This window comes from Arthrobacter sp. 135MFCol5.1, from assembly GCF_000374865.1.
Lineage (GTDB): Bacteria > Actinomycetota > Actinomycetes > Actinomycetales > Micrococcaceae > Arthrobacter.
On record NZ_KB895452.1, the window covers coordinates 214143 to 227726 of the forward strand.

Here is a 13584-nt window from a genome sequence, read left to right on the forward strand (position 1 = left end):
CCCGATTTGGCGGGCTCCCGTATGGTGGATGGTGATGATCAGCAGACGTGACGCCGCAATAGCCCTGGACGTACCCCTCGAAATGGCGCAGCGCCATGGCCTGCCGAAATGGATGCCCGAAGCTGAGCTCCGCGGCATCCTGGACAATCCTCCCCCGTGGCTGGTGCAGTCACGGGCCAACCGGACAGGCAAGCGGCCCGTGTGGGTCCATCTCGAGTGCGCCGTGTGCGGGTACGAGGAAGCGGCCCGCCCAAAGAAGTGGTGGCCGGAATTCACCTATGTGGTGTGCGGGCACCACGCACCGGAAGAGATCCCACCGGTACAGCCCGGTTGCGTCCGTGGCGAGTACGACGGCGTCGGGACGCGTTTCACAGGCATCGCGGACGTGGAAGCGCCGGCAGCGGGGGCATAGCGCTTCCGGACGCACCGCCCCCGGAGCCTACGGCGTCCCGTTGCCCGTCATTTCCTCCGGAACGGCGGTGAGGTGCACTTCGGTGCCGTCCCGCAGGACCTTCAGGTCAAGCGGCTCGCCGATGGCATCGGAAAACAGGAGCCGCTGCAGGCTTTCGGCGTTGCTGACGGGACGGCCTCCCGCCGTCAGCAGGATGTCCCCAGCCGCCAGCCCTGCCTTGTCCGCCGGAGAACCGGGCAGCACCTCCACGACGCGCAGCCCTTCGCGGAGCCCGCTGCGGATCACAGCGCTGGGGTTGAGCTGGATCGGTGTGCTGACAAGGCCAAGGTAGGCACGGCGTACCCTGCCGTCCGACAGCAGCGCGGCGATGATCCTGCGGGTGGTGGCGTTGATCGGTATGGCGAGCCCCAGGCCGGCGCCCGCCACTGCCGTGTTGATGCCGACGATCCTGGAGTGCGTGTCTGCCAGCGCTCCACCGGAGTTACCGGGGTTCAGTGCGGCGTCCGTCTGGATAACGTCCTCGATCACCCTCCGGTTACCCCCGGCCCAGACCGGAATGGCCCGGCCCAAACCACTGACCACGCCCGCGGTGACTGATCCCGCGAGTCCCAGTGGGTTTCCGACGGCCACCACAAGCTGGCCCACGCGCAGACTTTCAGCCGCGCCGAATTCAGCCGGCGGCACCTTGGGCCGCGAACCGTGGACCACTGCAAGATCAGACAGGGGGTCGGCTCCCACCAGTTCCAGTTCCATCCTGCTGCCGTCGCCGAAGACCGCAAATCCGTGCCGGGTGCCTGCCACGACGTGTGAGTTGGTGAGGAGGTATCCGTCCTCGGTGAAGAGCACTGCCGAGCCGGCGCCCACCCTGACCCTGCTGTTCCTCCGGTTAGCGGTCATCTCGATTGCCGCCACGTGCGGCGTAACCGTCGCCGCCACCCGCATGACCGTCTGCGAGTACGAGTCCAGGATGTCGTCGTCATCCGGCGGCATGATTTTCCGCGCCTGCTCCATGGGGCACCTCCAGCCCTCGTGCCGGTTCACCCGGTGCGGTCCCCGGTCCGTTGCCGGCCGTGGCAGGTTTCCATCGGGATCCTTACGCTAGTCAACGACGCAGTGGCAGATTCCAGTCCCGGTGCTGCTACGCCGTCGGTGAACAGCACCGCGGCGTCCGGCATTCCCCTTCCCACCGGTGCGCTGGCGCTGCCCAGGCTTTAGGATCGGTAGCATGACTGGTTCCCCGGCGGGCTCTCCCACGGAAATTTTGGACGCTGATGCGTGCTGGCAGTACCTGAGGTCTTCCTATATCGGCCGGCTGGCGGTCATCAACGGCGAGATTCCGGAAATCTTTCCGGTGAATTTCTCTGTCTCCGGCGACACACTGTTCTTCCGGACGGCGCCGGGAACCAAGCTTCGTGCCTTGCTGCGCGGGGCGGTGGCAGCGCTGGAGGTTGATGGACTCAATCCATACGCCACGGAGGTGTGGAGCGTGGTTGCAAAGGGCAGGCCGGAACCGTTCGACGAAACGCGCATGAGCCTGCCGGCCATCGACGCCGACCGTGAACCATGGGAGGCCGGGATCAAGGACCACCTGATCGCCATCTCCCCCACCGAACTCACCGGCCGCCGGTTCGCGGTCACGCCGCCCACCCGGTGGTGGCCGCCTGTGGACTTCGCCGCCGATTGGCTCTAGCCGCAGCACATGCGTCCGCCCAAGGCCGGGCCTTTGTGCCCTTTCCGGGGGCGGTGGACTTCCCTACGCTGTGCCCTATGACAGAGAACCCAAACGTACCTGCAGCTGAAATCCTCGATGCGGAAGAGTGCTGGTCGCTTCTCGCGCAGACCGGGGTGGGACGCCTGGCCGTCATCGCGGATGGCCATCCGGACGTCTTTCCGGTCAATTACAAGGTGGACGGCCATACCCTGGTCTTCCGCACGGGCGGGGGCACCAAACAGCAGGCCATTGAGGCGGACGCTGTGGTCGCTTTGGAGGCAGATGCAGTCAGTTCCCAGTTCGGCCTGGCATGGAGCGTCGTGGTCAAGGGCAAAGCCGCAGAGACGACCCCCACAGGCCCTGACTTGGACAATATCCGGCGGGCGCTCTTCCCTTGGCAGGGCGTGGGCAAGGAATATTTCATCCGCATCACGCCGGAATCCATCACGGGCCGGCGTTTCACCATGACCGCACCGCTGCTGTGGCAGACGCCGTTGGACGACGCGACCCGCGCGGGCTTCGAGTAGCCGCCACCGAACCGGACGCATCATGCGTGCATGGTGGGTGGGCGCCCCGGGCCCCATATCCACGCATCCCCTGGTCCAGGGGCACAGGGCCACGCCGAAGCCGCGGCCGCATGAGCTCCTGGTGCAGGTCAGTGTCTGCGGCGTGTGCCGCACGGACCTCCATCTCGCTGAAGGAGACCTGGCACCACGCCATCCGCACGTGGTCCCCGGGCACGAGGCGGTCGGCGTCGTCATCGAAACGGGCGCGGACTGCACACGGTTCCACGCCGGCGACAGGGTAGGCATCGCCTGGCTCGGCAGCGTGTGCGGCCGGTGCGATTACTGCCGGCGCGGCGACGAAAACCTGTGCTCATCGCCAGTGTTCACCGGGTGGGACAAGGACGGAGGATTTGCCGAACGGCTGGCAATCGCCGAAGACTTCGCCTACCCGGTCCCGGCGGCCTTTTCCGACGAGCAGGCCGCACCGTTGCTGTGCTCCGGGATCATCGGGTACCGCGCCCTGAAACGCGCCGCATTGCCGGTTGGCGGCCGCCTTGGCATCTATGGCTTTGGCAGTTCCGCCCACATCACCGCTCAGCTGGCCATCAGGCAGGGCGCCTCCGTGTTCGTCATGACCCGGTCGGAGGAGGCCCGGTCACTGGCACTGGAACTGGGGGCGGAGTACGCCGGCGACGCCTACGGGCGGCCGCCCGTCCCCCTGGATTCGGCCATCCTCTTCGCCCCGGTGGGCGATCTTGTCCCGGTGGCGCTGGCGGCCCTCGACCGCGGCGGGACCCTTGCCGTCGCGGGCATCCACCTGAGCGATATTCCGTCCCTGAATTATGGCAGGGAGCTTTTCTACGAGCGCCAGCTGCGTAGCGTCACCGCCAATACCCGGGCGGACGGCCGTGAATTCCTGGCCCTGGCGGCGAGGCTGTCGCTGACCTTGAAAACAACCGCATACCCCTTCGACTTTGCCGATGAGGCGCTGGAAGACCTGGCAGCCGACAGGATCACCGGGTCCGCCGTCCTGCGCGTCCGCCCGGAGCAGCCTGGTTAAGCCCAGCCCTATTCCGGCCCCTTCTGGCGGTCGAGTTACCCGAACAGCACGGCGGCTTCCCTGTAGCGGGCCTCGGGAACCCTCTTGAGTTCGCCCAGGGCCTCATCCAGGCCCACATTCACGATGTCCGTGCCCCGGAGCGAAACCATCGTGCCCCACCGTCCGGCGGCGGCTGATTCAACGGCAGCCAGGCCAAGCCGGGTGGCAAGGACACGGTCAAAGGCGGTGGGCTCGCCGCCGCGCTGGATATGGCCCAGCACGGTGGCCCTGGTTTCGATGCCGGTCCGTTCCTGCAGTTGTTCCTCAAGCAGCAGCCCGATCCCGCCGAGGCGTGGCCGGCCGAAGGTGTCCAGGCCGCGCGGCGCGTAAGGTGCCTGCCGCCCCTCCGGCGCGAAAGCTTCAGCCACCACCACCAGCGGAGCCCTGCCACGGTCCCGCGCCGACAGCACCCAGGCGGAGATCTGCTCGATCGGGAGGGGATGTTCCGGGATCAGGATGGCGTGCGCACCGGACGCCATGCCTGAGTGCAGCGCTATCCAGCCGGCGTTCCTGCCCATGACCTCGGCAATCATGCACCGGTGGTGTGATTCCCCCGTGGTCCGCAACCGGTCAATTGCCTCGGTGGCAGTCTGGACTGCGGTGTCGAAACCAAAAGTGTAATCCGTCGCGCCCAAGTCGTTATCGATGGTTTTTGGGACACCCAGGACGTTGAGCCCCTGTCCGCACAGCTCCCGGGCCGCCGCCAGGGTGCCTTCTCCCCCGATGGCAATCAGGCCGTCCAGCCCGCTGCGCTGGAAGCCGGCACGTACTGCGTCGATGCCGCCCGCGGCCAGCGGATTGGTCCGCGACGTCCCCAGGATAGTCCCGCCAAGGCGCGCGATCCCGCGGACACCCGTCCTGGGCAGGGGAACGACGTCGTCCTCCAGGACGCCCCGCCATCCATCGCGGAATCCTACGAACTCGTACCCATGGACGACGTCGCCGCCCAGCACCGCTCCACGGATGACCGCATTCACGCCGGGGCAGTCGCCGCCGCTGGTCAGGATCCCCAGCCGCCTCACGATGCCGCCCCTCCGGCGGTGCGGGCGGGTAGCGGGAACTGCCGGGTTTGGCCTGGCGGCAGGACCACATCGGTGCCATTAACGTGCACGGTGATGGGGCCGGCGTCACCGGGGGCCGACGCGATGCTCATCTGCCCGTCCTTGAGGTGGACCCGCAGCCGGTGTCCCCGGTAGAGGACCTCGAAGGCCACGGCACGCAGCCGTGTTGGCAGGTTGGGGGCGAACAGGATGCTGTCCCCGCTGAAGCGCAGGCCGGCAAAGCTGCGCTGCACCACGTCGATGGTTCCTCCCATGGCCCCCAAATGGATACCCGCCCGGGTGGTGCCGTGCTGGGTGTCGTCAAGGTCGGCGTCGAGCGCTTCCCGGAAACTGTCCCAGGCACGGTCGGCATCCACCCCGGCCAGGACGGAGGCGTGGGCCACCCGGCTCAGCGTGGAGCCATGGGCCGTCCTGGACAGGTAGTACTCGATGGTCCGGTTCAGCTGCTCCCTCGTGAAACCGTAGCCCAGCCGCTCGAGGATACCCACCAGGCCTTCGTGTCCCAGTAGATACGGGAGCATCAGAACGTCCGCCTGCTTAGCCAGCTTGTAGCCGTTGGTTCCGTCCCCCTCCGCTTCCAGGATCAGGTCCAGCCGCTCAATGTCGCCATAGGCGTCGCGGTAGTGCTCCCAGTCCAGTTCCTTGAGCTGCTCGTACCGCTCGAACTGGCTGATGACGCCGTCGCTGTGGAAAGGGACATACATGGCAGCGCCCGTGGCTTCCCAGCCTGCGGCCTCCTCGTCGTCAACGCCGAGTGATTCCATCAGCCCGGCACGCTCGCTTCCGTGCAGGTAGCGAAGGATTTCCGCCGCCTGCAGGCACACCCACGCCGCCATGACGTTGGTGTACGCGTTGTCATCCAGGCCGGGGCCGGCCCGGCCCGGATATCCCGTGTGGTATTCATCCGGGCCCACGACACCGCGCAGGTGATATCTGCCATCGCGCCGGTCGAGGGAGGCCAGGGACTGGAAGAACCGGGCCACTTCGATCACCAGCTCCGCACCTTTTTGCAGGAGCCAGATCTTGTCACCGGTGGCCTGGAAATACTGCCATGCGTTGAAGGCCACCGCGAGGCCCGAGTGCACCTGAAGATGGGAGTAGTCCCTGACCCACCGTCCGGAACGCTCGTTGTACAACCACTTCGGGGTTTCCTCGGTCCCGTCGCTGCCGCTCTGCCACGGGAACTTCGCCCCTGCCAGGCCGGCCGCGGCGGCAGCGTGCCTGGCGGCGGGCAGCCGCCGCCACCGGTACTCAATGACGGAGCGGGCCACCACCGGGGTCCGGGAGGTGAGCACCGGGAGAACGAACAATTCATCCCAGAAAACGTGCCCGCGGTAGCCCTCGCCGTGCAGTCCACGCGCAGTGACACCGGCATCCAGTTCGGCCGTGTGGCGCGTCAGCGTCTGCAACAGGTGGAAGATGTGCAGGTTGAGGACCAGGCGTACCTGGACCGGGGCGTCGATTTCCACGAGGAACGGGCGGAGTTCCCTCCGCCATGCTTCCTCGTGGGATGCCAAGAGCCGGGGAAAGGAATCGCCGGCGCGTTCCAGCACCGCGCGGGCGCCGGTTTCCGGGGAGGAAATGGCCCGGTCACGGGACGTCACAACCGCCACCGTCTTGGTCAGCCTGACAGGGATACCCGGCGTGAGGGAAATCTGGAACGTCCTGTAGTGGAAGGCCCCTTCTCCGCCCTCCCCTAACGACTCTGCCGCCACGGACACGTGCGTACGGTACGCCGCAGCGATACGGATGAGGCTTTGGGTGGTTTGGACTTCGACGACGGATGGAGCGTGCAGGGGCAGTTCGACGGCGGTGCCGCCCGACGGCGTCAGATCGGCCAGGTGGATGTCCGAGCCCTGGGCACGCTCCGGCAGGTTCGCGTTGCGGACGCCGGCGTTGATGCCGCTGCGAACTTCCACGGCGCCGCTCCACCCCAAGGCGGTGATGGTGGTCTCAAGCGCCAGGAGGTGGGGTTCGGCCATGGAAACGAAGCGGACCTGGACCACCTCCATGCGACGGCGGTCCGCGCCTTCGAGCAGCAGGCGCCTTTCCAGCACGGCCCGTCGGAGGTCCAGGACACGGCGCTCACGCACCACGGCCAGGCCGCCGTCCGACCACCACGGCAGCCCGGCGATCCGGAGGTCCAGCGGGAGGCAGTCCGGCGCATTGACCATGTGCTCCTCGACCAGCGTCTCGTCTGCGGCCTTCACGGTAACCCTGTTGTACACGCCGGCAAGGTACATGCCCGCGTAGCTGAAGGGGCTCCCTTCAGGGGCCGCCCCCCGGACGCCCATGTAGCCGTTGCCCAACGTGGTCAGGGCTTCACGGTGCCCCTCGTGGCCGGCGTCGATGCCTTCATACACGAGGTGCCAGGCGTTGCCGATGACCAGTCCCAGGTCCAGCTCACCCACATCGTTCAGCACAGTACTTGCGCCGGCGGCCTCCAATTGGCGGCGGCTGCCGCTGCGGTCGATTCCGACCACCAGGCCGAAGCCGCCCCGGCGCCCTGCTTCCACTCCCGCCGCTGAGTCCTCTATGACCACGGCGTGTGCCGGTGCGACGCGCAGCTGGACGGCGGCGGCGAGGAAGACGTCCGGTGCCGGTTTCCCCCGCAAACCCAGGCCAGCCGCCGTCGCGCCGTCCATGACCACAGTGAACAGGTGCTCGATGCCGGCGGCTTCCAGGACCAGTGCGGCGTTCCGGCTGGCGGTGACCACCGCGGTGGGGACTGCAGCGCCGGCAAGCCGCTGCAGCAATTGCAGCGTTCCCGGGTAGCTTTGCACCCCGTCCCGGCGCAGCCGCTGGTGGAACAGTTCGTTCTTCCAAGCGCCCAGGCCAAACCCGGTCCAGGCTCCCGGCTCGTCAGTCTCGGCTCCCCTGGCGATCTCTACCCCCCTCGCTGCGAGGAACCGGACCACGCCGTCCTCACGCGGCATGCCATCGATGAAAGAGAGGTACTCCGCCCGGGTCAGCGGAGCACGGTTGGCGCCGGCGGGCATCCGCGGGTCCTGGAAGATGCGGTCGAAGGCATCTTTCCACGCAGCCTGGTGGACCAGCGCCGTGTTGGTTACCACCCCGTCCAGGTCGAAAATGACGGCGTCAAAAGGGGGCTTGGCGGCAGCGGCGGTTGGCGACCCAATCATAGGTCAGTCGTACCAGCACGCACGGGAATCCGGACAGGGCCGTTGGGCCCGCCCCTCGTTTCCAGAGCCTATACGGGTTCGTGCCGGGTGCCGTGCCCCACGTGGTTCCACCAGGTCAGCGGCGACGTGATGGTGAAGCGCCTGCCGGTTATCGAAGTGGGGACGATCCGGACGAAGTGATCCTTCTGCCCGGCCTGCCAAGGGAACAGGGTAAGGCCTGCTCCGGCGAGGAGTTCATCGGAGGGCTCCAGGACGACGGCTTTTCCCTTGACCAGCACGCTCCAGGCTTTGGCGTCGTCGTTCCCGTCGGCTTCAAGCGCGACCGCGAGTGGGCCGCCGGCGGCGCGCAGCTTGGTTCCCTCGCCCGTGCGGAAGACCAGCGACTGCTGATCCACTTTGTAGTTGACGGGGAAGACTTCCGGGTAGCCGTTGACGAACACGGCAAGGTGCCCAACCGAGACACCGCGCAGGAGGTCCCAGCAGCTGCCTGGGTCCAGGAGCTCAGTGGGCGTTTGCGGCGGATCGTTGTGCATAAAGTCGACAGTAGCCGTGTGCCGGAACATGCCACTAGAGCATTTAGGCCCGGGCGCTGTCCCGGTGGCGGGGTAGCGGGTGGGAACCCCTTGGAAGCCGGTGGGCACCGGCGCAGGCATGCCGCGGTGCTAGAGTACCCCGGGGGGTTGCAACAGCGGCCCAGACGCAGGGCTCGCTTGATTCATGACCTCACCGACTCCGCCGCCGCCAGGCGGCCGGTATTCGTCCAGGCTTTTCCGCGCGCAGGACACCGCACGCGGGCATCGAGAAGCTGCCGGCGCCATTCCATCTCCGGATGTCGCCTGAACACGCCAAGCACTGTGTGCACAGCCTGGAGGCCCTCCACGCATGCCGCCAGCGGCACGGCAGGCGCGCTGCGCTTAAACGAAGATCGACAAGGAGTACCTGTGACCGGACACGTTGTCCTGCGAACCCGCGCGGAAATGCGGCGGACAGAGGCCGTCAACGCAACCCGCAAGGATATCCAGGCACTTCGCGCACTGGCGGTGGGGCTTGTGGTCCTGAACCATTTGTGGCCGGCACGGCTTCCCGGCGGGTACGTCGGCGTCGATGTGTTCTTCGTGATCTCAGGCTATTTGATCTCCAAGCACCTGCTCGGCGAACTGGAGCGGTCAAACCGCATCAATCTCGGACAGTTCTATTCCCGGCGCATCAGGCGGTTGCTTCCTGCCGCAACCCTCGTTGCCTCGGTTTCCCTGCTGGCTGCATGGGCACTGCTGCCATTTTCGCGCTGGCTCGCCATTGCGCAGGAAACCATTGCGTCGGTTCTGTACGTGGAAAACTGGGTTTTGGCGGCGAAGTCGGTTGACTACTCGGCCCACAACGAAGCCGCTTCGACGGTGCAGCACTATTGGTCCCTCTCGGTGGAGGAACAGTTCTACCTGGTCTGGCCCCTGCTGTTCCTGGGGCTGTCCCTGGCCGCGATCCGCTTCCGCCTCCGCAGGCGGGCGTTACTGGCACTGGGTGTCGTTCTGGTCTGTGCCCTTGCATTGGCATTCTGCATCTGGTTTACCTATTCCAACCGGAGCCCGGCCTATTTTGTCACGCCCGCACGTGCCTGGGAGTTCGGCGCAGGCGCACTGATAGCCCTCGGAGGCCCCCACGCAATGGCAGCCTTGCGACTGCGGCTGCCCGACCACCACCTGGCCATCTCCGGCACCGCCCAATATCTCGGATACGGGTTGATCGCGTATTCGGCCTTGGCCTACAACGAGCAGACTTTCTTCCCAGGCTTCGCCGCGGTGGTCCCAGTTGCGGGCACGGTCCTTGTGATCGCGTCCGGGCCCAACAGTCCGTTCTGGTCCCCCAACCAGCTCCTGTCCGCAAGGCCCATCCAGCTTCTGGGTGACGTGTCCTACTCCCTCTACCTGTGGCATTGGCCGCTGATCGTCCTGGCACCCGCGCTCGTGGGCCACTCGCTGGGGACACGGGACAAGGCGGTCCTCCTGGTGGCGGCCGTTGCGCTGGCGTACCTTTCCAAGAAATTCATTGAAGATCCGGGCCGCATGAAGCTGCTCCGCGGAGCCAAACCCATCCGTGTCTTTGCGGCAATGGCAGTCGCTGCAGCAGTGGTCGCCGCACTCTGCGGCGGGCTCCTGCTGAACTTTGGGAAAGCCCAGGCTGCTGAAGCGGCGAAGCTGGAGAGCCTCATCGGCGAACCCTGCCACGGGGCGCGCAGCCTCGACCCGCGAAACAACTGCAGCGACCCCTTTGGTGCAGCCAAAGTCGCCAATGTGGGGCAGAACGAAGCGCCTTGGTTCAGCGCGCCCGAATGCCACCCGTCCGCGGATCCGGTTGTCTACGAGGACCTGCAGGTCCTCGCCGAGTGCGACTTCACCGGAGGGGTGCAGCCGGAGGCGAATGTCTGGCTGGTAGGAGACTCGCATGCCGAGCAGTGGAAGGCCGGGCTGTACGAGCTCGCACGGCTGCACAAGTGGAAGCTGAAGGAATCCCTGCTGGGCGGTTGTCCGTTCGTCGACGTAAAGCGGGTGGCCGTGGCGGGCGCGCCCGCCACGGACCCGCATGCACAGCAGCGGTGCCTCGGCTGGAGCACCCAGGTCTCCGACCGGATCGTCAAGGAAAAGCCAGACATGATCTTCGTTTCCTCTTTCGGGGCAGGTGAAACCATCGACGACGGCACAGGCCGGCCGCAAATGGATCAATACAAGGACTCCGTGACGAAAAGGTTCGGTGACTGGACAGCGGCAGGCAGCCGGGTCTTCGTCTTCCGGGATCCGCCACTGACCCTTCACCGCACCAGCCCCGACTGCGTGTCGCTGAACCCGCAGCAACCCGTCACTTGCACCAACGCACGTGAGGAGGCGCTGGCGCCGGACCCGGTTGCGGAGGCCGCCAAAAGCATGGGCAAGCCCAATGTAAAGGTCCTCGACCTCTCGGATCAGTTCTGCGACGGCCAGCGCTGCTACGCGGTCATTGGCGGACTGCAGGTCTATTTCGACAATGACCATGCCGCCCGCAGCTATATCCGGTCCTTGGTCCCGGTCCTGTCCCAGCGGTTCAACGAGGCCCGGCAGTAGTTCCCGGCGTCCTGAGGGGTGCTGCTGGTGCCCTCGCCGAACAAACGAAAACGCCCCGGTCCTGGGACCGGGGCGTTACGGCAAAGGCCGGGACATCCGTGGGATGTCCCGGCCCTTGCCGTGGGTGGAGATGGGGGGAATTGAACCCCCGTCCGATGTCGTGTTGTCAGGGCTTCTCCGGGCGCAGTTTGCGTCGGATTTTCTCGGCCCCAGCCATGCTGCAAACAGCTGGCTGATCCGGGCCCAGTCACCTAAGAGTCCCGTTTACTCCGGTGACGGGAGCAAACAGCAGTGGCTATCTAAATGACGCCAGGATCCGGGGCGATAGCAACCCCGGGCTGACGGACTGTCTTACTGCTTAGGCAGCGAGAGCGAAGTCAGTGCGCTTAGATTCGGCACTTATTGGTTTGCAGACAGCGTTTACGAGATAATTCTGCATCCTCGGCCCGCTTCACCTGTCGCGACTAACATCGTCGAAACCGATCATCCCCGTATTTTGTTACCAAACCGGCTGGCAAGCCTGCCGGACTATCAATACTAACGCATGCCATGCGGAAATAATTCCTACCGGCGCCGGTTGCGTTCGCGCATCTCGCGCTGGGCCTCGCGGTTGTCCTGCTGCTCACGCAGCGTTTGCCGCTTGTCGTATTCGCGCTTGCCTCGGGCCACGCCGATTTCCACTTTGGCCCGTCCGTCCACAAAGTACAACTGCAACGGGACAATGGTGTAGCCGGATTCCCGGACCTTGTGGGCGATCTTGATGAGCTCCTCGCGGTGCAGCAGCAGCTTTCGCCGGCGGCGGGCAGCGTGGTTGGTCCAGCTGCCCTGGTTGTATTCGGGAATGTGGATCGCTTCCATCCACAGTTCGTCGTTGTAGAACGTGCAGAATCCATCCACCATGGAGGCGTGGCCCTCCCGGAGCGACTTTACTTCGGTGCCCATCAGGGCGATGCCGGCCTCGTAGGTGTCCAGCACGTGATAGTCATGCCGGGCCTTGCGATTGGTGGCCACCACCTTACGGCCACTTTCTTTAGGCACGGGGAAACTCCTCAGGTTCAGGTTGGCTGCTCCGTGCCCGCGGCGCGGAGCTATACCAGTCTACGGCAGGGGCAGCATGCCCCTAGAGCAGTCCCATGGGGTCAACCGCGACGCCGTTGAGCCAGGTTTCAAAGTGGGCGTGGCAGCCTGTGGAGTTGCCCGTGCTGCCGGAGTAGGCAATCAGCTGGCCTTGCGAGACCCTTTGTCCGTTCGAAACCACGATGCTGGAGTTGTGGTAGTAAATGGTCGTCAGGGTGTTGCCCTGCACCACGCCGTGGTCGATCTTGACGCGCCAGCCGCCGCCGTCGGCGGAATTCCAGCCTGAGCTGAAGACTTCACCGGCTGCCGCAGCGTACACAGGAGTGCCGCAGGCCGCACCGAAGTCGATACCGGTGTGCATGTATCCGCCGGTGCCATAGAAGTCGATGGTGCCCGGCGGGGTGGTGCGGTAGCCAAAGCCGGAGGTGATGGGGATACTGCCGTCGAAGGGGTGGCGGAGGCCAAAGGCCGACGGCGACCCTGCTGCGGGCGGAACATACGGCTGGACAGGCGGGGCCGGGCGGTTCGCTGCCGCCGCTGCGGCGGCAGCTGCGGCTGCCGCAGCCGCAGCCTGCCTGCGCTGTTCGGCTTCCCAGGCCTCACGGGCCTTCCGGTCGCGCTCGGCAATTTCATTGGCAACCTGGTTCTGGTTGGCCTGGACGCCCGCAAGCTGGGCCTGAATGCCGGGTTTGGCCGCCTGGAGCTCCGCATCAAGGCGGGTGGTATCGGCGATCAGCTGGTCAACCTGGGCTTTCTTCGCCGCGGCTTCGTCCCGGGCGGCCTTCTCACGTTCCAGTGCCGCATCGGCTTTGGCCTTGAGGTCCTTGATCTCACCTTCCACAGCCTGCAGCCGGGCTTCGGAGTTGACGTTGGTGGCGTTCTGCTGGTTGAGCTTGTCCATCGCCGCGTTCTGGCTGCGCATGGCCTGGTCGGCGAGGTCCATGGTGTCGGTTAGGCTGCCGCCGCCGCTGGACCCAAAGAACAGGGAGAGATTGGAGGGTACGCCGCCGGACTTGTAGGCCTGGGTGGCGATTTGGCCGATCAGCTTCTTGGTACCGGCGATCTTTTGCTTGTCAGTTTCGAGCTGCTGGGTGATCTTGGCCTTGTTCTGCTGGGCCATGTCCACCCGGGCCGCCAGGGCTTCCGATTCTTTCACAGCACTGGCCACGCGGCCTTGCGCGTCGAGGAGGGCCTGCTGCGCACCGGGGAGCTGGCCCTGGTAAATCACCAGGTCACCGGCGGCCTTGGCGATCCTGGAATCGACGAACTCAAGGGAGGCCTGGACACGGGCCGCTTCGGCCTCGAGCGCGGCCTTGCGGTCCTCGAGGTCGTCGGCGAAGGCCACGGGAGTTGCCACGGCCATCCCGGCGGAAAGGATGACGGCCAGTACACCGCTGACGATCCCCATGCGGCGGGCAGCGGCCCGCCCCCGGCGGAACCGGCGGCGCGGAGAGGTTTGATCGGTTACGTTCATGAGCATTCC

11 protein-coding genes and 1 other RNA gene are annotated in these 13584 nt (G+C 66.0%); 5 read left to right on the forward strand and 7 right to left on the reverse strand.

Features of this window, described 5'->3' with window-relative positions; genetic code table 11:
- Positions 1 to 34: 34 nt before the first annotated feature.
- A complete protein-coding gene (locus C563_RS0100995) occupies positions 35 to 412 on the forward strand; it encodes a hypothetical protein (protein WP_018760170.1) in 378 nt (125 codons plus the stop codon).
- 27 nt (positions 413 to 439) lie between these two features.
- On the opposite strand, the gene C563_RS0101000 is transcribed toward C563_RS0100995, so the two are convergent.
- Entirely contained in the window at positions 440 to 1423 is a 984-nt protein-coding gene (locus C563_RS0101000; protein WP_018760171.1) for a S1C family serine protease, read from the reverse strand.
- Between the two features lie 214 nt (positions 1424 to 1637).
- On the opposite strand from C563_RS0101000, the gene C563_RS0101005 reads away from it, so the two are divergent.
- The 3 genes from C563_RS0101005 (at position 1638) to C563_RS0101015 (ending at position 3689) form a co-directional block, all read left to right on the forward strand.
- Entirely contained in the window at positions 1638 to 2102 is a 465-nt protein-coding gene (locus C563_RS0101005; protein WP_018760172.1) for a pyridoxamine 5'-phosphate oxidase family protein, read from the forward strand.
- Between the two features lie 77 nt (positions 2103 to 2179).
- Entirely contained in the window at positions 2180 to 2650 is a 471-nt protein-coding gene (locus C563_RS0101010; RefSeq protein ID WP_026264247.1) for a pyridoxamine 5'-phosphate oxidase family protein, read from the forward strand.
- A 22-nt stretch (positions 2651 to 2672) separates the two neighbouring features.
- Positions 2673 to 3689, forward strand: a complete 1017-nt coding sequence (locus C563_RS0101015; RefSeq protein ID WP_026264248.1) for a zinc-dependent alcohol dehydrogenase family protein — start codon at positions 2673 to 2675, stop codon at positions 3687 to 3689.
- A 35-nt stretch (positions 3690 to 3724) separates the two neighbouring features.
- Here C563_RS0101015 and C563_RS0101020 read toward each other — a convergent pair whose 3' ends face one another.
- The 3 genes from C563_RS0101020 to C563_RS0101030 form a co-directional block, all read right to left on the reverse strand.
- Complete coding sequence (locus C563_RS0101020) at positions 3725 to 4750, reverse strand: ATP-dependent 6-phosphofructokinase (protein ID WP_018760175.1); 1026 nt, start codon at positions 4748 to 4750, stop codon at positions 3725 to 3727.
- Positions 4747 to 7932 (reverse strand): HAD-IA family hydrolase, encoded by a 3186-nt coding sequence (locus tag C563_RS0101025; protein WP_018760176.1) that lies wholly within the window; start codon positions 7930 to 7932, stop codon positions 4747 to 4749. Before C563_RS0101025 ends, C563_RS0101020 begins: the two co-directional genes overlap by 4 nt.
- A 68-nt stretch (positions 7933 to 8000) precedes the next feature.
- On the reverse strand, positions 8001 to 8465 hold the full coding sequence (locus C563_RS0101030) for a pyridoxamine 5'-phosphate oxidase family protein (RefSeq protein WP_043423625.1): 465 nt from the start codon (positions 8463 to 8465) through the stop codon (positions 8001 to 8003).
- Positions 8466 to 8873: 408 nt separating this feature from the next.
- On the opposite strand from C563_RS0101030, the gene C563_RS0101035 reads away from it, so the two are divergent.
- Entirely contained in the window at positions 8874 to 11024 is a 2151-nt protein-coding gene (locus C563_RS0101035; protein WP_018760178.1) for an acyltransferase family protein, read from the forward strand.
- Between the two features lie 122 nt (positions 11025 to 11146).
- Here the strand turns inward: C563_RS0101035 and ssrA are convergent.
- The 3 genes from ssrA to C563_RS0101045 all read right to left on the reverse strand — a co-directional run bounded on the left by ssrA (position 11147) and on the right by C563_RS0101045 (position 13575).
- Positions 11147 to 11515, reverse strand: a transfer-messenger RNA (tmRNA) gene (ssrA, locus tag C563_RS21990).
- Between the two features lie 73 nt (positions 11516 to 11588).
- Complete coding sequence (gene smpB / locus C563_RS0101040; RefSeq protein WP_026264249.1) at positions 11589 to 12062, reverse strand: SsrA-binding protein SmpB; 474 nt, start codon at positions 12060 to 12062, stop codon at positions 11589 to 11591.
- 82 nt (positions 12063 to 12144) lie between these two features.
- A complete protein-coding gene (locus C563_RS0101045; RefSeq protein ID WP_018760180.1) occupies positions 12145 to 13575 on the reverse strand; it encodes a M23 family metallopeptidase in 1431 nt (476 codons plus the stop codon).
- Positions 13576 to 13584 lie beyond the last annotated feature (9 nt).